This is a genomic window from Aeromonas sp. QDB17, from assembly GCF_027705305.1.
In the GTDB taxonomy this organism is placed as follows: domain Bacteria; phylum Pseudomonadota; class Gammaproteobacteria; order Enterobacterales; family Aeromonadaceae; genus Aeromonas; species Aeromonas caviae.
On record NZ_JAPDBP010000034.1, the window covers coordinates 3,476 to 22,948 of the forward strand.

The window sequence follows — 19,473 nt, forward strand, 5'->3', positions numbered from 1 at the left end:
GGCATCATCTGGTTGATAATGGCCAGGCCCAACGCGAGTTGGCTGCCATGCACTTTTATCGTGGTAACCCATAACTGACAAAACGGTGCAGGCATCATCTGGTTGATAATGGCCAGGCCAACGCGAGTTGGCTGCCATGCCCTTTTATCGTGGTAACCCATAACTGACAAAACGGTGCAGGCATCATCTGGTTGATAATGGCCAGGCCCAACGCGAGTTGGCTGCCATGCACTTTTATCGTGGTAACCCATAACTGATGGGGGCTTGCCCCCGCTTTGACCCAAGATGCGAGACGCTATGTTTGTATACTCACCGCCCCTGGAACCCTGGCTCGATATCCTGTTCAAGGACAAGGACATCATGGTGGTCAACAAGCCCACTGGCCTGCTGAGCGTCCCCGGGCGCGGCCCCGAGAATGAAGATAGCGTGCTCCATCGGGTCAAGCAGCAGCACCCCAAAGCGGCGGCTGCCCATCGCCTCGACATGGCGACTACCGGCGTGCTGGTGATCCCGCTCACCCCCAACTCCCACCGGGAGCTGAGCCGGCAATTCCGAGAGCGTGAGACCGAGAAGCACTACCTCGCCTGGGTGTGGGGTGAACCGGTGCTGGATGCGGGTGAAGTGGATCTGCCGCTCTGCGTCGACTGGCCCAACCGGCCGAAGCAGAAGGTGGATTTTGAGGAGGGGCGTCATGCCCTCACCCTGTGGCAGAAACTGAAGGTGGAGAACGGCAACAGCCTGATCAAGCTGACCCCGATTACCGGTCGCTCCCATCAGTTGCGGGTACACATGCTGGAGCTGGGTCACCCCATCCTCGGCGACAACCTCTACGCCAACCCGGATGCGCTGGCGGCTGCACCGCACCTTTATCTTCATGCGGCCAGCCTGACCATCAGCCACCCCAGAAGCGGCGAGCGGATGACCTTCGAGGCACCGGCCCCTTTCCCGGTCTGAGCCTGGCAGATAACAGCCCAATAAAAAGAAAGCCCCCATCGAGAGATGGGGGCTTTTTTATCGCTCAGACGCGGATATCGATCTTGCTTCCGAGGGAAGCACTGGCCGATGTCGGCGCAGCCGGAGCGGATTGCGCTGCTGTTTCCAGCAGTTTCAGTGCGGATTCGCCTTCCTGGGTCTGCTGCTTTTTGGCCAGGCTGGCCACCATCAGTGCAGAACCGAACGACGCATTTGCAGAACTAGAAATATCCATTGTGTACCTCCTGCCAAGAGACTATCGGCCGGGCCCGGTGAGACATGAGCCATATCGTTCAACGCAGATATGCCTTGTCCGGCGAACGCCGGGCCAACCAGCGCTCTTCCATCTCCAGCAATGTCTGATAGGCCTTTTCAGCATGCTCCGGGCGACTGAACAGATATCCCTGCCCATACAGATGTATGTCGGTCAATGAGCGCAGCACATCGAGCTGCCCCTGGGTCTCGATCCCTTCACATACCAGTTTCTTGCCAAGCATGGAGCCCATACGGCAGATGTTGGCGACCAGTTCGGCCGCCTCGATAGAGGTGTCGATACCTTGAATGAAGGACCTGTCTATCTTCACCTTGCTCACCGGCAGCTTCTGCAGATAGCTGAGGGAGGAGTAGCCGGTGCCGAAGTCGTCAAGGGCCAGATGTACCCCCTGCTGGCTGAGATCCTGCATCAACTGCAGCGAGTTCTTGACCTCGCGCATGGTGGTGTCTTCCGTCACCTCCAGCACCAGGCTGGACGCGGGAATATGGTGCTCCATCAGCGCTCTGGCCACCAACTTCAACAGGTTGCGCTGGTACATGCCCGGGGAGATGTTCACGCACATCTGCAAGTCCACCAAACCCAGGTGCTGCCACTGATGCAGTTGCTCACATGCGGTATTCAATACCCAACCACCCAGTTTCTCAGCCAGCTGAAACTCTTCCGCCACCTGGATCACCTCGTTGGGCGGGATAAAGCCAAGCTCGGGATGGCGCCAGCGCAGCAGCGCCTCCACGGCTTCACAGCGGCCACTTTCCAGATTGACGATGGGCTGGTAATAGAGCTCGAGCGCATTGTGCTCCAGTGCCATCACCATGTCGGAAGCAAGATGCTTGCGCCTGGCCGTCTCGTTGAGCAGGGAACTGTCATAGATGACATAGGGAACATGGGTCTTGCGGCTGTGAGAGAGGGCCTGCTCCGCCCGGCTGAGCAACTCCTGGGTCTGGTTGCTGTCGGTCGGGAAGAAGGCGATACCGATACCAACCTCAAGCCGAAAAGGGTAGTTGTCGATGATGATGTCTTGCTTGATGGAGTGGAGTACTCTGGCCACGAGCTCCCTGACCTGGCGAAGATCGCTCCCCTCCCGTTGCAGCATGGCAAGCTGATCTCCCCCCAAACGCGCCACCCACTCCCCGTTTTCGCACAGGGCGCGCAACCGCTTTGCCACCTCTTGCAACAGGAGGTCCCCTGTGTTGTAGCCAAACTTGCTGTTGATATCACGAAAGTCGTTGATGTCGACCAGCACCAGTCCGAAGGAGGTGTCACGGGTGACATAGGCATCCATCTTTTCCAGCAGCGCCAGCCGGTTGGCGAGCCCGGTGAGGGGATCGATCCTAGCCGTCCTGAAATGGCGCCTGGCTTCTCGCACCAGCAGGCCGCTGAGCAGAATGACGGACACCACCAGCCCCGACACCATGAACAGCAGGGCATTGCGCAACTGGCCAAAACGCGCGTCGTTGCCCGTATAGACGTTGATGTTGTTCTGCATGACGGAAGCAAGAGAGTAAGAGAGGGGTTCCTGCAAGGGCGCCAGTGTCATCATGACTTGCTGGTAATCCGGCGTCCCCGGTTTGAGCCTGACCAAATCAGGCTCCAGCTTGCGGATACTGCTTTCGGTCAGTTTCACCAGCCGCAGCGTCTTTGGATTGTCCGCGAGGCTTTTTCTCAATTGGCCGCTCAGGAGGATGGGAGTACGACTCCAGAGAATGTCATAGCGGAGCAGCAGGGCTTCCTGGTCTATGCCGCCATAGTGGTAAATCTCGACGGCATTGAGAAAGCGGCCCAGCTCGAGCTGCAACTGCATCAATGCCCAAGAGACGTCATAGGTGTACTTCTCCATCACCCGGGTCGCATTTTGTATCTGCACCAGGCAATAGAGGGTGCTACCCGTGAACAACAGAATGGATAGATAAAGAACGCCGAGTAAGGGCCAGGCCCTGGTCTTCGCTTTCACCCAGTACTCCCGTAAACCACCGTTTTACTGCTGAATGTCGATCGCACTCAGTTGCCAGATCATCATGTCGGTGAACTCGGAACGCCTGAGTTCGGGATGCTGATCCAGTGGCAGGATAAACCAGAGCGGCCCCTTGTCACGTACCCGCATGGTCATCCCGTCATCCTGCCAGGCCAGAATAGGATCGTATTGCTTGACCTTATCCCAGTTGATCCGGATCTGGAAACTGTTCAGGGCGGTGAGCGTGATGCTCTTGCCGTTGGCCTTCACCTCCGTCAGCACGTCCGCCAGTTTCGGCCCCACGTATTTGTGCGGTTTGTCCACCCAGGGATTGCTCGTAACCACCTCATGCTGCGGCAGCGCCTGGATCATGGCCATATCGAACAGCACCTCTCCATCTGCCGGATCGGCAGGGTCCAGATTCCCCGTCACCTTGAGAATGACCGGCCCCTGTGGTGTCGCCTGCGCCATGCCCGGCAAGGCCAGGGAAAGGAGTAACGGGAGAAGCCATAAGTATCGCATGTTCACCTCAGATCATTTCACTATCAACAACTTCAGCTTAGTAGCACTAAAAAAAACGGCCCGCAAAAGCGAGCCGTTTGATGACTTGACGGGATTACATCATACCCATACCGCCCATGCCACCCATATCAGGCATGGCAGGTGCATCTTTCTTCGGCAGCTCGGAGATCATGCACTCTGTGGTGATCATCAGGCCAGCGACGGACGAGGCGAACTGCAGGGCAGAACGGGTTACCTTGGTCGGGTCCAGGATACCCATGGCCAGCATGTCGCCGTACTGTTCGGTGTAGGCGTTGTAACCGTAGTTGCCTTCACCGTTCTTCACGGCATTGGCGATGACGGAGGCTTCTTCGCCGGCGTTGATGACGATTTGACGCAGCGGGGCTTCCATGGCGCGCAGGGCAACCTTGATACCGACGTTCTGGTCTTCGTTGTCACCACGCAGGGAGGCCAACTTGGCAGCAACGCGCACCAGCGCTACACCACCACCGGCAACCACGCCTTCTTCCACGGCTGCGCGAGTGGCGTGCAGGGCATCGTCAACACGGGCTTTCTTCTCTTTCATTTCAACTTCAGTGGCAGCACCCACCTTGATCACGGCAACACCGCCGGCCAGCTTGGCCACGCGCTCTTGCAGCTTCTCACGGTCGTAATCGGAAGAGGTCTCTTCGATCTGCTGACGGATCTGGGCCACGCGGCTTTCGATCAGGGCAGCATCGCCCACGCCATCGATGATGGTGGTGTTCTCTTTGGTGATGACGATGCGCTTGGCACGGCCCAGATCTTCCAGGGTCGCTTTTTCCAGCTCCATGCCCACTTCTTCGGAGATCACGGTACCACCGGTCAGGATGGCGATATCCTGCAGCATGGCCTTGCGGCGATCACCGAAGCCCGGCGCCTTGACGGCGGCCACTTTCACGATGCCACGCATGGTGTTGACCACCAGGGTCGCCAGCGCTTCGCCTTCCACGTCTTCGGCCACGATGATCAGCGGTTTGCCCGCCTTGGCCACACCTTCCAGCACCGGCAGCATTTCGCGGATGTTGGAGACTTTCTTGTCCACCAGCAGGATGAAGGGGTCATCCAGCTCGACGGAGCCGGTTTCCGGCTTGTTCACGAAGTAAGGGGAGAGGTAGCCGCGGTCGAACTGCATGCCTTCTACCACCGCCAGCTCGTCGTCCAGGCCCTGACCGTCTTCCACGGTGATGACGCCGTCACGGCCGACCTTGTCCATGGCTTCGGCAATCAGCTTGCCGACCTTCTCGTCGGAGTTGGCGGAGATGGTGCCTACCTGGGCAATGGCATTGTTGTCGGCACAGGGAGTGGACAGTGCTTGCAGCTCGGCAACGGCAGCCACAACGGCCTTGTCGATACCACGCTTCAGATCCATGGGATTCATGCCGGCGGCAACGGCCTTCAGGCCTTCGTTGACGATGGCTTGAGCCAGTACGGTGGCAGTGGTGGTACCGTCACCGGCGGCGTCATTGGCCTTGGAAGCGACTTCCTTGACCATCTGGGCACCCATGTTCTGGAACTTGTCTTCCAGCTCGATTTCACGGGCAACGGAGACGCCATCCTTGGTGATGGTCGGGGCGCCGAAGGACTTGTCCAGTACCACGTTGCGGCCTTTCGGGCCCAGGGTCACCTTGACGGCATCGGCCAGGATGTTGACGCCTTCCAGCATTTTGATGCGAGCTTCGTTGCCAAACTTAACTTCTTTAGCTGCCATGTTCTTCAATCCTTAAATCAATTCGGGAAAAGAGGGAGGGTGATTACTCTTCGACAATCGCCAGGATGTCGGTTTCGGACAGGATCAGTACGTCCTGGCCATCCAGCTTTTCGGTCTTCACGCCGTAGCCTTCGTTGAAGATCACCTTGTCACCCACCTTGACGGCCAGTGCTTTGACATCCCCATTGTCCAGAATTCGACCAGTCCCCACGGCAAGAACTTCACCACGGGTGGACTTCTGGGCCGCAGTGCCAGTCAAGACGATGCCGCCAGCGGATTTGGCTTCAGCTTCGATGCGCTTGATGATGACGCGGTCGTGCAGTGGACGAATTTTCATCGATAACTCTCCCAAAATGAGTCTCTGTGTTGCTTGAGGAATGGCCGCAATCGGCCAAATTTGTCATGCCCCTGATCTGGGGCAACAGGGCTAGCCCTTCAAGGGCAAATACAAAAAAAATATTTTCACGTACTATGAACACCTTCGATGGATCACCCATCCCCAATCAGGAAGGCGGATGGAGACGGCCAGCATTCAGGCCCAAAGCACCTAGAGACTCTGCCTTGAGCCGACCCAATCCCATGCTGACCGCTCCCATGACGCCCATGCTGCTGCGCATGACGGGCCCCATGATCCTGGGCATCATCGCCATCCTGGCCTTCAACCTGGTCGATACCTTCTTCATCGGCATGCTGGGTACCCAGGCGCTGGCCGCCATCAGTTTCACCTTCCCGGTCACCTTTGTCGTCACCTCCCTGACCATGGGGCTGGGGGCGGGCCTGTGCGCCCTGCTCGGTCATGCCCTGGGGCAGGGTCGCCATGACGAGGCAGCCCGCATCACCACAGACTGCCTGTTCCTTGCCGTCATCCTGGTGAGTCTGCTCGCCGGGCTGGGGGCATTGACCATTACCCCTCTGTTCACCCTGCTGGGGGCCAGCGTCGAGCTCATCTCCCTCATCCACGACTACATGCTCATCTGGTATCTGACCGTCCCCATGCTGGTCGTGCCCATGGTCGGTAATGCGGCCATCCGGACGACGGGGGATACCAAAACCCCCAGTCTGGTGATGGGGGTCGCCGGTCTGGTCAACGGCGTGCTGGATCCTCTGCTCATCTTCGGGCCGGGCCCCTTCCCCGAGTGGGGCATTCGGGGAGCCGCCATCGCCACTTCCCTCTCCTGGCTGATGGCCATGCTGGTCAGCCTCCATCTGCTGCGCAAGCGGGAGACGCTGCTGACCTGGCGCCTCTCCCCCCGCCCTCAGCTGCTGGCCCATTGGCGCGCCCTGCTCCATGTGGCGGTGCCCGCATCGTTTACCAACATGCTCAACCCACTGGCCAACGCCGTGTTGATGATCATTTTCGCCGGGCTCGGAACCGAGGTGGTCGCCGCCTACGGCGCGGCATCCCGGGTCGAGGCCTTGCTGCTCATCGTGATGATGGCGCTCTCTTCCGTGCTGGCCCCCTTCATCTCGCAGAACTGCGGCGCCGGGAATCCGGCCCGAGCCAAAGCCGCCCTGCTGCTCTGCATGCGCTTCGCCCTGCTGTTCCAGCTTGGGGTCTACGCGCTGACCTGGCTTCTCGCCCCCTTCATCGCCGATCTGTTCAGCGATCATCCGCAAGTGGTGCGCCTCATCGTGCTCTATCTGCATCTGGTCCCCATCGGCTACGGCTTTCAGGGCATGGTGATGCTGCTGGCCTCGGCGCTCAACGGCGTCAGGGCATCGGCGGTGTCACTGCTGATAAACGGCATCAGACTGTTTGTCTTCTTGCTGCCGGGGGCCTGGCTGGGGGCAAAACTGGGGGGAGAACAGGGGATCTATCTGGGGATGCTGCTGGCGAACCTGGCCGCCGGATTGCTGGCTTGGGGGTATGCCCGCCACAGATTCGAGCGGCTGTGCCATCAGGGGAAACCCTGACTGCACAGCTCGGGGCCCGCGATTACTCTTTGCGTTCGAACTCCCCTTCGATGGTATTGCCACCCCCTCGCGGGGATTGTCCGGGCCTGTCATCGCCCGGGCCTGGTTCAAACGGCTGCTGGCGAGCCTGGAAGCCCCCCATCTGCATCCTGAACTGATTGCTGCCAATCAGCTTGTCGGCCAGCATGTTGCGCAGCCAGGGCTGCAGCAGCAGGATACCGACAATATCGCTCACAAATCCCGGGATAATCAGCAGCAAGCCCGCCAGCGCCAGCATCATGCCACCCATCACCTCGCGGCCGGGCATCTCCCCCAGCTGCATCTTCTGCTGGGCAGTGAGCAGGGTCTTGATCCCCTCGCTGCGCACCAGCGACGATCCCAGCACGGCGGTCAGCACCAGCAAGCCAACGGTCGGCAAGGCCCCGATCACGGAGCCCACCTTGATCATGACGGTGAGCTCCAGCAATACCAGCCCGACCAACAACAGTAACAACTTGCCCATAGCAACCTCGGCGCGATGAATGAATGGACCCGGGGTGTCCGGTCGGCAGCCGCACATCGCTGATGCTGATGCTGACGCGCCGGGTTCAGGTCTTCTGACATTAACATGGGGCTGGTTGATCATTTTTCAAGCCTCTCCTGCCGCAGGCCCCGGAATACGGATAAATATTTGTCCGCCCAACTGGGATTGAGGTGGTTGTTCTGTCAAAGTTAATCGCCCGATTGCAATATCTGTTTAATGACCACAAGAAATTTGAGGTTGCCTCAAATTTAGTGATCCAGGTCTAATACCGGATACCTCAATTGGGGTAACATCAACACCAGTCATTGCACAGGGAGCAACTGGCTCCCAACTGCCCCACCCGATGTGTGGTGCTTCAGGATGAAATGTGCGTAGGGAAATCGCGACCACTCGGTGAGGATCGTTTCCATTTATTTGATTTCTGAGGCATAACAATGAGCGACATCAAGAACGTCCGCATTGAAGAAGACCTGCTGGGCACCAAAGAAGTTTCCAACGACCTCTACTACGGCGTGCACACCCTGCGCGCTGTTGAAAACTTCAAGATCAGCACTCAGAAGATTTCTGACGTTCCCGAGTTTGTTCGTGGCATGGTCCTGACCAAGAAGGCGGCTGCACTGGCCAACGGTGAGCTGGGCACCATCCGTCCCGAGATCGCAGACAAGATTGTCGAAGCCTGCGACCTGATGCTGAACACCGGCAAGTGCTTCGATCAGTTCCCGGTCGATGTCTATCAGGGCGGCGCCGGTACCTCCGTCAACATGAACACCAACGAAGTGCTGGCCAACATCGCCCTCGAGCTGATGGGACTTGAAAAGGGTCGCTACGACGTCATCAACCCCAACGATCACGTCAACAAGTGCCAGTCCACCAACGATGCCTACCCCACCGGTTTCCGCGTGGCCGTGGTCAACAGCACCGACACCACCCTGCACGCTCTGGAAGCCCTCATCGCCGCCTTCGATGTCAAAGCCAAGGAATTCAAACATATCCTGAAAATGGGCCGTACCCAGTTGCAAGACGCGGTGCCCATGACCCTGGGTCAGGAGTTCCACGCCTTCGCCGTCACCCTGCGTGAAGAGATCAAATCCATCAAGCGTTGCCAGGAGCTGCTGCTGGAAGTGAACCTGGGCGCCACCGCCATCGGTACCGGTCTGAACACTCCGCCCGAGTACTCCGGTCTTGCTATCAAGCGTCTGGCCGAGATCACCGGTCGTGCCTACGTGCCGGCAGAGGACCTCATCGAAGCGACCTCCGACTGCGGCGCCTATGTGATGCTGCACGGTGCGGTCAAGCGCCTGGCCATGAAGCTCTCCAAGATCTGTAATGACCTGCGTCTTCTCTCCTCCGGCCCGCGCACTGCGCTCAAAGAGATCAACTTGCCGGAAATGCAGGCTGGCTCCTCCATCATGCCGGCCAAGGTCAACCCGGTCATTCCGGAAGTGGTCAACCAGTCCTGCTTCAAAGTATTCGGCAACGACGTCACCATCACCTTCGCCGCCGAGGCCGGTCAGCTGCAGCTGAACGTCATGGAGCCGGTGATCGGTCAGGCCATGTTCGAATCCCTGAGCCTGATGGAAAAAGCCTGCATCTCCCTGCGCGAGAAGTGCGTGGAAGGCATCACCGCCAACCCGGACATCTGCATGAACCACGTGCTGAACTCCATCGGCATCGTGACCTACCTGAACCCCTTCATCGGTCACCATGAAGGCGACATCGTCGGCAAGATCTGTGCCCAGACCGGCAAGAACGTCCGCGAAGTCGTGCTGGAACGCGGCCTGCTGACCGCCGAACAGCTGGACGAGATCCTCTCCATCGAGAACCTGATGAACCCGCAATACAAAGCCAAGCGTTACACCCGCGAAGCCACCGTATAAGCGAGCAGATGGGCCGGGGTTATCCCGGCCCATTTAAAGTCAATTCCCGAGCGGTCTCCCCACAGCCCCATCGGGAATTGGCTTTTCAGCCTAATAAAACCTAAAAAAACTGGAAAATGGAGTGTTCGCTATGATTGGAATCGAGTTACTTGTCGTGCTCGCCGCTATCTATCTGGGGGCCCGGATAGGCAGCATAGGTATCGGCTTTGCCGGTGGTCTTGGGGTACTGGTACTGACCTGGGGGCTGGGCATGCCCATCCCGAGCGATCAGCTGGTGACCTATCTCCCGTGGGACGTGATCATGATCATCGCGTCCGTCATCTGCGCCATCGCCTGTATGCAGCTGGCCGGCGGGATGGATTATCTGGTGCACCTGGCCGAAAAAGCCCTGCGCAAGAATCCCAAGCACATCACCTTCGCCGCCCCGGTCGTCACCTACCTGATGACCATGCTGGCCGGTACCGGTCACACCGCCTTCTCCACCCTGCCGGTGATCGCCGAAGTGGCCAAGGAGCAGGGCATTCGCCCGTCCCGTCCGCTCTCCATCGCGGTCGTTGCCTCCCAGATTGCCATCACCGCCTCCCCCATCTCGGCGGCCGTGGTCGCCTTCTCCGGCATGCTGGAGCCGCTTGGCGTCGACTACCTGACCCTGCTGGCCATCTGCATCCCGTCCAGCTTCATTGCCTGTCTGCTGGGGGCCTTCATCGCCAACCTGCTGGGCAAGCCGCTGGATCAGGACGAAGTCTATCTGGAGCGCAAAGCCAAGGGACTCATCAAGCTGCGCGGTACCAGCCAGGTTGAGATCAAGCCTTATGCCAAGCTCTCCGTCGGCATCTTCGTCGCCTCCATCGTGGCCGTGATGGCCTATGCCACCGCCATCTCCGGCAACGTGGGCCTCATCAGCAATCCGCCGATCCCCCGCGATGGCGCCATCATGGGCATCATGCTCTCCGCCGCCACCCTGATGGTCCTGTTCTGCAAACTGGACGCGGCCCAGATCACCAACATGCCGACCTTCAAGTCCGGTATGTCCGCCTGTATCTGCGTGCTGGGCGTGGCCTGGCTGGGCAACGTCTTCGTGAAGGGCAACATGGTCGAGATCCAGGCGTTCGCCGGCGATCTGCTGAGCCAATACAGCTGGCTGCTGGCCGTGGTGCTGTTCTTCTCCTCCATGCTGCTCTACTCGCAAGGTGCCACCACCAAGGCCCTGATGCCTGCCGCCCTGGCACTGGGTGTCAGCCCGCTGGCGGCCATCGCCTCCTTCGCCGCCGTGAGCGCCCTGTTCGTGCTGCCGACCTACCCGACCCTGCTGGCCGCGGTCGAGATGGACGACACCGGATCCACCCGCATCGGCAAGGCCGTGTTCAACCACCCCTTCTTCATCCCGGGTGTGGCCACCATCGCCATGGCTGTGGCGCTCGGCTTCTTCTTCGGTGGTCTCATCCTCTGACCGGTGAACCACCCCATGTAAAACGGCCCGAACGGGCCGTTTTTTTATGCCAGGCCACCGCCGGGCGCCCATGAAAAAGCCGCTCCCGGGAGCGGCTTTCGTCATCCTGGCGGCATCCTCAGACCGTGGTCTGGCGGGTACCGAAATAGTCAGCCAGGAAGTCGTCGAACGACAGACTGTCACTGCGTTCCCGCTCCCGCTGCTTGGCCAGGGAGTCCCGCGCCTCGCCGGCAAAGTAGGCCTCGTCCCAGTATTGCAGCTCGCCGGCCAGCATCTCTTCCCGGTAGCGGCTCGCCAGCGCATCGCCGAAGCAGCCGTTGTCCTGGCCGCTTGAAAGCAACTGCTTGAGCAGGCGGGCGGAGTAGGTCTGCTCGGGGTCGAGCAGCTTCTCACGGTGCATCGCCAGCGTCTCGCGATAGCGGTTGCGACCGCAGCAGCGATCCAGCAGCGCTGCGACCTCGGCCAGCTCGTCGAACAGCTTGAGGCCGTACTCCTTGAGGCCGATGGCATTGCCCTGCTCATCTTCAAGCGTCAGGCCGGGGCGACGCCCCTCCAGCACCACCTTGTTCTGGTTGCGGCGGTTGCGGGCAACCTCGTCATCCGAGAGCACGGGGGACGGGCGCAACAGGCACCAGACCAGGAAGAGATCGAAGAAGCGGATCTGATCCACCTCGATACCGAACGGGGTGAAAGGATTGACGTCCACCGTGCGCAGCTCGATGTATTCGATGCCGCGCTGCTCCAGCGCATCCGAGGGCTTCTCGCCGCTGCGGGGGGTACGCTTGGGGCGGATCGGCGCGTAGAGCTCGTTCTCCAGCTGCAGCACGTTGTCGTTGAGCTGGCGGTACTCGCCGTTCACCTTGACCCCTATCCTGGCGAAGTCGGGATCATGGGTATTGATGGCCCGGCGCAGGCTGCTCACATAGGCGGGCAGGCTGTCATGACTGATCTTGAGCCCCGCCTGGGCGCTGTTGGTGTAACCGAGATCGGACAGGCGCAGAGCCGTGGCATAGGGCAGGTAAAGAGTGCCCTTGCCGGTCTTCTGGAACGGCAGGCTGCTCTTGCGCCCCTTGAGGAAGGAGTCGCAGATGGCCGGAGACGCGCCGAACAGATAGGGCACCAGCCAGCCGAAGCGGTAGACGTTGCGAATAAGCCCCATGTACTTGTCGGAGATGAAGCGCTGGCTGCAGCAGCCTTCTCCCACCAGATCCTGCCACTCGCACCAGAAGCTGTCCGGCATGGAGAAGTTGAAGTGCACCCCGGCGATCACCTGCATCAGGCTGCCGTAGCGGTTCTTCAGCCCCTGGCGATAGAGGGTCTTCATCCGCCCGATGTTGGAGCTGCCGTACTGGGCCAGGCGGATGCTCTCCTCGTCACCGACGAAGCAGGGCATGGAGAGGGGCCAGATCCGCTCCTCCCCCAGATGATGAATGGTGTGGCGGTGAATGTCGCCGAGCTGCTCGATCAGGCTCTCGATGGAGTCGGTGGCCGGCGTGATGAACTCCAGCAGGCTCTCGGAGTAATCGGTGGTGATGTTGGCATGGGTCAGGGCCGACCCCAGGCTTCTGGGGTGATCGGTCTGGGCCAGGGTCCCTTCGGGGGTGATGCGCAGACATTCGCGCTCGATCCCGCGCCGGATCCCCTTGAGGGCGGTCACCCGTTCCGGGGTGCCCAGCGCAGCCAGCAACTCGGTGAGCGACAAGCTAGTAGTAGTCATATTCACGGCTCATGTGTGGCCGCCCCACCCGGGGCGGCACTTATTGTTGCGACGCCCCTCAGGGCAGTTGCAGTGGATAGATGGGAAGATGAAGCTCGCTCAGGGGTTTTTCAAGCTTTTGCTTGTCTCCCACCACCACAATCACCATCTCGGCCGGATCCAGCCAGCGGGCTGCACTGGCCTTCAGCGTCTCGGGTGACACCGTTTTGATCAGGTTGTTCTGGGCCTGCACATAGTCCGGCTTCAGGTCGTACATGATCATCTGCAGCAGGAAACCAGCCTTCTGCCCCAGGGTCTCGTAGGAGAGCGCATCCTGCTGAGAGACGGCGCTGCGCATGTAGGCCAGCTCCACCGGGGTCGGCCCGTTCTTGCGGTAGCCGTCCATCTCCTTGAGGAACTGGCGGATGGCATCCACGGTCGCATCGGTGCGCACATTGGCGCCGGTCGCGAAGACCCCCGCCTCGCGGTTGGCCTGGAAGCCCGAGCTGGCACCATAGGTGTAGCCCTTGTCTTCCCGCAGGTTGAGGTTGATGCGGCTGTTGAAGTTGCCACCCAGGTTGAAGTTCATCAGGTTGGCGATGAAATAGTCTCCCGTGGTGTCAAACGGCATGGCGCGACGGCCGATACGGATCACCGACTGGGGGGCCCCCGGCTTGTCCACCAGATAGATGCCTGGCTTGGCCTGCTCTCCCCCTGGCTTGAGATCCCCCAGGGTCGGGGCGGCTCCCTGCCACTGGGTCAGGAAGGCGAGACCGGATTCCACCTGCTGGGCGGTCACATCACCTGTCACCACCACCTTGGCATTGGTCGGATTGTAATAAGCCTCATAGAAGCGCTTCACATCCGCCAGGGTCAGCTTCTCCACGTCCGCCAGCACCCCGTCAGAGGGTTGGCCGAGGCGGTTCTGCTTGCCATAGACCAGTTCGCGGAACGCCTGACCCGCCAGCCACTCGGGTTGCTGCTCGCTCTGTTTCATGCCTTGCAGCATCTGGGTCTTGAGCCGCTCGAAGTCCGCTTCCCGCAGGCCGGGTTGCAGCAGCACTTCCCGCACCAGCGCCAGGGTTTCGGGCAGCTTGTCCGCCAGACTGCTGATGGTGATGAGGTTGTTGTACTGGGCGCTGGAGACGCTGATGCTGGCGCCGAGTTTTTGCAGCTCGTCGCTCAGCTCGGCCTCGGAGAGGCGCGTCGTCCCCTGCTCCAGCATGGCGGCGGTGAGGCTGGCCAGCCCCAGCTCTCCCTTGCCTTCGGCCCGGATGCCACCCGGCAGGGCGATCATGATGGAGACGGCCGGGATCTCGTCGCTGTGGGTGCCGATGATCTCGATCCCCTTGTCGAGCTTGCCACGCCAGATGGCGGGCACCTTGACGCTCACCGCATCGGCCGCCTTGGGCTGCACGCTGCGATCGAAGTCATCTTTCACCGGCCGCTCGGCCAGCACCTTGTCATGCTTGCTGTAATCCGGCAGCTCCCGCTTGGCGGGAGTGAAATTGGGCTTGGCGGCCTGCCAGTCGCTCTTGCCCTTGGGCACCACGCTCAGCACCACGGCAGGCTTGTTCTGGATGAACTTGTCGTAGGCAGCCTTGACGTCAGACCCCTTGACCCGGGCGATGGCATCCAGATTCTTGAACACATAGTCGGGATCCCGGGCCAGCACCTGCCCCATGGCAAGCTGGCTTACCTTGCCCTCGATGCTGTCGAGTCCCCAGATGGCGGACGCGCGATAGCTGCTGATGGCCTTCTCCAGATCCGCGGGCTTGATGCCGCGCTGGGCAAACTCGCCGATCACCTTGTCCACCTCGCTCTTGAGGGTCTTGAGGCTGCCATCCGCCGCCGGATTGGGGTAGGCATAGACCGTCAGGGTGCAGGCCAGCTCTTCGCAGGAGTGGGAGGCGCCCGCCTCAATGGCCTTGCCGGTTTTCACCAGGGACTGGTAGAGCATGGAGCTGGCAGAGCCCCCCAGCACATCGGCAAAGATGTCCAGCGCCGGCTCCTGCGGGTCACCCAGGGAGACGGTCGGGTAGCTGATATACAGGAGCGGCAGATGCACCTTGTCTTCCAGCGTCACGTAGCGGGTTGCCGGCAGGGTGGCAGGCTGAGGCGTCGGTTCGGCCACGTCCGGACCGCGCGGGATGGAACCGAAGTACTGCTCAATCCAGGCCAGCGCCTGCTTGGTATCAAAGTCGCCGCCCAGGGTCAGGGTCGCGTTGTTGGGACCATACCAGCGCAGGAAGAACTGCTTGAGGTCGTTGACGTCGACCCGGTCGAGATCCTCCACATAACCGATGGGTTGCCAGGAGTAGGGGTGGGTGCGCGGATAGAGTGCCTCCCCCACCCGCTCGCCCACTAGGCCATAAGGCTGGTTGTCGATGCGCTGGGCCCGTTCGTTCTTGACGGTGGCGCGCTGGATCTCGAACTTCTTCTGGCTCACCGCATCGAGCAGGAAGCCCATGCGATCCGCCTCCAGCCAGAGCACCTTCTCCAGCTGATTGGCCGGCACGGTTTCGTAGTAGTTGGTACGGTCCTTGTTGGTGGTGCCGTTCATGTCACCGCCCGCCTCGTTGATGATCCGCATGTGTTCCTGATCACCAACGTGCTTGGAGCCCTGGAACATCATGTGCTCGAAGAAGTGGGCAAAGCCCGACTTGCCCACGGTTTCCCGGGAGGAGCCGACATGATAGGTGACATCCAGATGCACCAGGGGATCGGAGTGGTCGGGGGCCAGGATCACGGTCAAACCGTTGTCCAGCTTGTACATCTGGTAGGGGATGCCGAGCTTGCCCTCTTGTTTGACCTGCTCGGACACCAGGGTCGGGGCCGCCAGCACGGGAAGGGAGAAGCCCAGCAGCATGCTTAATGGAATGAGTTTGTTCACGGGTACCTCGTGAGTAACAAAAAGGCTAGAAGATCTGACTGGCCAGCAGAAACACCAGGGCATAACGAAGCAATTTGCCGAGCCCGATCAAGATGAGGGAGCGCCAGAAGGAGAGGCGCAGCCAACCAGCCAGCAGACAGAGACCATCGCCGACCACAGGCGTCCAGGCAAGCAGCAGACACCAGTGGCCATGACGTTTGAGCCAACCAAGGGCTTTTTGTTCCCCACGGCCTTGAAAATCTTCCGGTTTTTTCTTGTGGGTGGCGAGCCAGCCGAGCCACCAGGTGGTCATGGAACCCAGGGTATTGCCCAGCGTCGCCCAGAAAAGCAGGCTGGTCATGCTCCACTCCCCCTTGACCGCCATGGCGCCCAGCAACACTTCCGAGCTGCCGGGCAACAGGGTGGCGGAGGTGAAGGCGCTCAGAAACAGCCCTCCCAGCCCCATCCCGGTGAAGTCTATCATCCGGGCTGACCGTCTGCGGCGGACATGCGCAGCAACAGCTTGCCGCGCACATGGCCCTGCTCGATGGCCTGATGGGCCAGCGCCCCTTCTGCCAGCGTGTATTCACCGGAGACAGTGATCTTCACCTCCCCCTGGCGAAGCAGCGTCAGCATCTGGGTCAGCTGCGTTCGATCGGGATGGACCAGCATGCCGACAACCTCGACACCGAGCTCAGCCCCCGCGTCCTTGATCTGCTGGGCCGTGATGGTGGGGACCGTTACCAGACGGCCGCCCTGCTTGACGCAGGCCAGCGCCGCCTTGCCGCTCTCGCCCCCCACCAGATCCAGCACCAGATCGAACGGACCATCGGTGATCGCCTCGGTGCACCACCCGGCCTGGTGGTAATCCACCATCCGGCTCGCCCCGAGACTATGAAGGAAGCTGTGATTGTCGCCGCTTGCCGTGGCAACCACGTGGGCACCATAGGCGGCGGCAAACTGCACCGCCAGATGGCCGACGCCACCGGCACCGGCCAGGATCAGTACCCGTTGCCCCGACTGCAAGCCACCGTGCTCCAGCAGCCCCTGCCAGGCGGTGAGTCCCGCCAGCGGCAGGGCCGCTCCCTGCCTGAGGCTCACCCCATCGAGCTTGACCAGCTCCTCCTCGCGGGCCACCACGGATTCGGCATATGCACCGGCGGCGAGGGGGAAACCCACCATGCCGCACACCAGTTCCCCCTCGGCCAGGGAGGTCACGCCGGGCCCCACCTTTTCCACCACACCGGCCACGTCATAGCCCGGCGTCCAGGGCAGGTTGTCCTTGTTCTGGGCGGCCGCCCAGCCGAGACCGGCCCGGGTCTTGGCATCGATGGGGTTGACCCCCGCAAAGCAGATGCGCACCCGGACCTCTCCCTCCGCGGGCACCTTGTCCAGGGAAGGGTTGAGCCTGAGTACCGAGGGGTCGCCGAATGCGGTAATCTGTAGCTGCGTCATTGCACAATCCATCCTGTTGATTGATCAAGGGTCAACAGAATAACAGCGAGGACACCATGGCTCGAATGTTTCTTATTCCTCTGTTGCTGGCCCTGGGGTGGTGGGCGTTTCTGCTCTACTTCCGCATTCCGCTCAAACAGGGGGCAAAGGGCTTTTACTGGATCATCGGCATCGGCGGCGGGCTGGCCGCCTTCCTCAGCCTGATGATGGTGCTCACTCACTAGGGTTCAGGGACAAGGGGGAAGAAGAGAAGATGCTGCATGGACTGAACCATCTCACGCTGGCAACCGGCGATCTCGACAGCAGCGTTGCCTTTTATGTCGACTTGCTGGGATGTCGCCCCAGGGTGAGATGGGCACGGGGAGCCTATCTCACCCTCGGCGATCTCTGGCTCTGTCTCTCCTGCGATCCCCCCCAACCGGCCAGAGATTACAGCCATGTCGCGTTTGGCATCTCGCCTGAACAGTTTCCTGCCTTCTGCGCCCGTCTGCGCGCGGCGGGCGTCGTGGAGTGGAAGAAGAACAGCAGCGAAGGGGATTCACTCTATCTGCTGGATCCCGACGGGCACCGGCTGGAAATCCATGCAGGCAACCTGGATAGCCGGCTCGCCTCCCTCAGACAGCAACCCTATGAGGGTCTTATCTGGTTCGACTGAGCCGGATTCATCCCTGCTCGGCACGAAGATGGTAGTGACGATTGCTGCCCTGCCCCAGCACGCCCTGCGCCAGCAGATGCTGGAACACCCGGTCCACCTCCTCCAGAGACAGTGACAATGCCTCAGCCACCTTGCGTTTGCTGCATTTGAGCTCGCCGCTCTCCAGCGCACCGCGCACCTGGGCGACCACGGCTGGCTCGGGCACGGGTCTGCTGATGGCTGGCGACTCCGGGGTCGGCACTGCGACCCGGGCCTCGGCTTGCGCCTTCTCCCGTTGCCACATCCATTGACGGCGGAAGCGGTTCTCCTCACCGATCAGGCTGACGAAAAAGGCACCAAACGCATCGAGCAGAATAGACAGGAAGCAGACCAGCAGGAACTGCACCTGGCCGATGCTCATGCCCACCCCGTCCGCCAGACTGCTCATCAGCCCCAGCATGGAGGACTGCTCCCCCAGCGGCTTGGCGTCCCGCTCCTGGCGCAGCTCGTCCTGACGCAGCCTGAGCTTGGTGTTGGCCTGCTGCAGACCGCTGACGCCGCTCGAGATACGCGCCATCTCGATGTATTTGCGGGCCGCCTCTTCGTTGAGCTGGATCTGCCGCTCTATGCTGGCTATCTGCTCGTCGAAACGGGCTATCTCCCGCTCGTGACGCGCCTGCTGGCTCAGGATGGTGTTGGTGGCGCTGTTGATGCCGCCGATACTGCCCCCGATGGAGATGGCGGCCAGCACGCTGTAGAACAGCAGCGACCAGAAGGCGCCGCCCAGATCCCGCCTCGCCTTGCACTCGCCGTACTCGTACCAGACGTAGAACTTGCCCAGCTCGAAGATGATGGCCAGCCCGCCGAACAGCCACTTCATCAGGGGGTTTTCGTCGATGGAGAGAAACAGCAGCAGGGAGAAGACGATGGAAGCCAGAATGGCCAGCCCGGTAAAACTGTAGACTGTCGTGAGGGCGAACCATCCCTTGGGGTAACGCAATGCGGCGCAAGCCTGAGTAGTCATGATGAAACGGGAAACATCTGCAGGAAAAGTTGGCTGCCGATTATAGTCGCCACTCCCCCGGAGAGAAGGGCAAATCCCCGAATTCCCGCCCATGGACGATCAGCTGCCCAGAGTGCGACCAAAACGTGCAAATCGGCAGCAGAAAAACACTACAATCGACCCCGTACCTGAAGGACATCTGCGGTTATGCTCGGGTTAAGCCCGCCGCATTACACTCATTTCCACCGAACACGACTCGAGGACATCATGAACAGAACGACGGCTTTGTTGCTCTCTCTTTTTCTGATCACCGGTAGCGCCCTGGCACAGGACGAAGGGAGCCAGACCTTCTCCGTGGATGCGCTGACATTCAATCTGGACTGGAATGACACGCAGTTTGACTGGTCCCAAAGCAACTGCTTCGATCTCGGGAGCGGTGACACGGCCGCCGCCGACTGCAAGAGGATCAACCTCAATCTGGAGGATGAGACGCAGCGCAACCAGCCCCCCAGCACCAACCAGATCCTTAACCATCCCCTCGTATGAGCGAGGCGTGGCGCGGCTTCTGAGGTATGATCGCCATCCTTGACCAGCTAATACC

18 protein-coding genes are annotated in these 19,473 nt (G+C 60.6%); 7 read left to right on the forward strand and 11 right to left on the reverse strand.

The features are described from left to right. Positions 1-297 precede the first annotated feature (297 nt). Entirely contained in the window at positions 298-954 is a 657-nt protein-coding gene (gene rluA / locus OKC41_RS19955; protein ID WP_109112877.1) for a bifunctional tRNA pseudouridine(32) synthase/23S rRNA pseudouridine(746) synthase RluA, read from the forward strand. A gap of 64 nt (positions 955-1,018) precedes the next feature. Here rluA and OKC41_RS19960 read toward each other — a convergent pair whose 3' ends face one another. From OKC41_RS19960 to OKC41_RS19980, 5 genes are all read right to left on the reverse strand, one after another. Then, a complete protein-coding gene (locus tag OKC41_RS19960; RefSeq protein WP_010673139.1) occupies positions 1,019-1,207 on the reverse strand; it encodes a hypothetical protein in 189 nt (62 codons plus the stop codon). Between the two features lie 58 nt (positions 1,208-1,265). Then, positions 1,266-3,197, reverse strand: a complete 1,932-nt coding sequence (locus OKC41_RS19965) for a bifunctional diguanylate cyclase/phosphodiesterase (protein WP_029313817.1) — start codon at positions 3,195-3,197, stop codon at positions 1,266-1,268. A gap of 24 nt (positions 3,198-3,221) precedes the next feature. Beyond that, on the reverse strand, positions 3,222-3,719 hold the full coding sequence (locus OKC41_RS19970) for a molybdopterin-binding oxidoreductase (protein ID WP_201895034.1): 498 nt from the start codon (positions 3,717-3,719) through the stop codon (positions 3,222-3,224). Positions 3,720-3,813: 94 nt separating this feature from the next. Beyond that, positions 3,814-5,448, reverse strand: coding sequence for a chaperonin GroEL (groL, locus tag OKC41_RS19975; RefSeq protein WP_010673136.1), 1,635 nt, complete (start codon positions 5,446-5,448; stop codon positions 3,814-3,816). 43 nt (positions 5,449-5,491) lie between these two features. Beyond that, positions 5,492-5,785, reverse strand: coding sequence for a co-chaperone GroES (locus tag OKC41_RS19980; RefSeq protein ID WP_005309514.1), 294 nt, complete (start codon positions 5,783-5,785; stop codon positions 5,492-5,494). A 242-nt stretch (positions 5,786-6,027) separates the two neighbouring features. Here OKC41_RS19980 and OKC41_RS19985 point away from each other — a divergent pair, with 242 nt between their 5' ends. Further along, on the forward strand, positions 6,028-7,362 hold the full coding sequence (locus OKC41_RS19985; RefSeq protein ID WP_232090139.1) for an MATE family efflux transporter: 1,335 nt from the start codon (positions 6,028-6,030) through the stop codon (positions 7,360-7,362). A gap of 22 nt (positions 7,363-7,384) precedes the next feature. Here OKC41_RS19985 and OKC41_RS19990 read toward each other — a convergent pair whose 3' ends face one another. Beyond that, positions 7,385-7,864, reverse strand: coding sequence for an FxsA family protein (locus OKC41_RS19990; protein WP_039040009.1), 480 nt, complete (start codon positions 7,862-7,864; stop codon positions 7,385-7,387). A 455-nt stretch (positions 7,865-8,319) separates the two neighbouring features. Here OKC41_RS19990 and aspA point away from each other — a divergent pair, with 455 nt between their 5' ends. Both aspA and OKC41_RS20000 read left to right on the forward strand, forming a co-directional pair. Continuing rightward, positions 8,320-9,762: an aspartate ammonia-lyase gene (gene aspA, locus OKC41_RS19995; protein WP_010673133.1), complete on the forward strand. Its 1,443-nt coding sequence runs from the start codon at positions 8,320-8,322 to the stop codon at positions 9,760-9,762. 130 nt (positions 9,763-9,892) lie between these two features. After that, positions 9,893-11,212, forward strand: a complete 1,320-nt coding sequence (locus OKC41_RS20000) for an anaerobic C4-dicarboxylate transporter (RefSeq protein ID WP_010673132.1) — start codon at positions 9,893-9,895, stop codon at positions 11,210-11,212. Positions 11,213-11,330: 118 nt separating this feature from the next. Here OKC41_RS20000 and gshA read toward each other — a convergent pair whose 3' ends face one another. From gshA to OKC41_RS20020, 4 genes are read right to left on the reverse strand one after another with little or no spacing between them, the layout of a single operon-like run. After that, on the reverse strand, positions 11,331-12,929 hold the full coding sequence (gene gshA, locus OKC41_RS20005; protein ID WP_029313807.1) for a glutamate--cysteine ligase: 1,599 nt from the start codon (positions 12,927-12,929) through the stop codon (positions 11,331-11,333). A gap of 58 nt (positions 12,930-12,987) precedes the next feature. Then, a complete protein-coding gene (locus OKC41_RS20010; RefSeq protein WP_270672302.1) occupies positions 12,988-15,801 on the reverse strand; it encodes a pitrilysin family protein in 2,814 nt (937 codons plus the stop codon). A 25-nt stretch (positions 15,802-15,826) separates the two neighbouring features. Next, complete coding sequence (locus OKC41_RS20015; RefSeq protein WP_029313803.1) at positions 15,827-16,264, reverse strand: YqaA family protein; 438 nt, start codon at positions 16,262-16,264, stop codon at positions 15,827-15,829. Next, positions 16,261-17,235, reverse strand: a complete 975-nt coding sequence (locus OKC41_RS20020) for an NADP-dependent oxidoreductase (protein ID WP_270672303.1) — start codon at positions 17,233-17,235, stop codon at positions 16,261-16,263. Before OKC41_RS20020 ends, OKC41_RS20015 begins: the two co-directional genes overlap by 4 nt. A gap of 56 nt (positions 17,236-17,291) precedes the next feature. Here OKC41_RS20020 and OKC41_RS20025 point away from each other — a divergent pair, with 56 nt between their 5' ends. After that, complete coding sequence (locus tag OKC41_RS20025; protein ID WP_005308905.1) at positions 17,292-17,459, forward strand: hypothetical protein; 168 nt, start codon at positions 17,292-17,294, stop codon at positions 17,457-17,459. A gap of 29 nt (positions 17,460-17,488) precedes the next feature. Continuing rightward, positions 17,489-17,890: a fosfomycin resistance glutathione transferase gene (fos, locus tag OKC41_RS20030; RefSeq protein ID WP_039040005.1), complete on the forward strand. Its 402-nt coding sequence runs from the start codon at positions 17,489-17,491 to the stop codon at positions 17,888-17,890. Positions 17,891-17,897: 7 nt separating this feature from the next. On the opposite strand, the gene OKC41_RS20035 is transcribed toward fos, so the two are convergent. Next, the gene (locus tag OKC41_RS20035; protein WP_270672304.1) at positions 17,898-18,893 is read right to left on the reverse strand and encodes a Preprotein translocase subunit SecY; all 996 of its coding nucleotides are present in this window, start codon (positions 18,891-18,893) and stop codon (positions 17,898-17,900) included. 246 nt (positions 18,894-19,139) lie between these two features. Here OKC41_RS20035 and OKC41_RS20040 point away from each other — a divergent pair, with 246 nt between their 5' ends. Then, positions 19,140-19,418: a hypothetical protein gene (locus tag OKC41_RS20040; protein WP_270672305.1), complete on the forward strand. Its 279-nt coding sequence runs from the start codon at positions 19,140-19,142 to the stop codon at positions 19,416-19,418. Positions 19,419-19,473 lie beyond the last annotated feature (55 nt).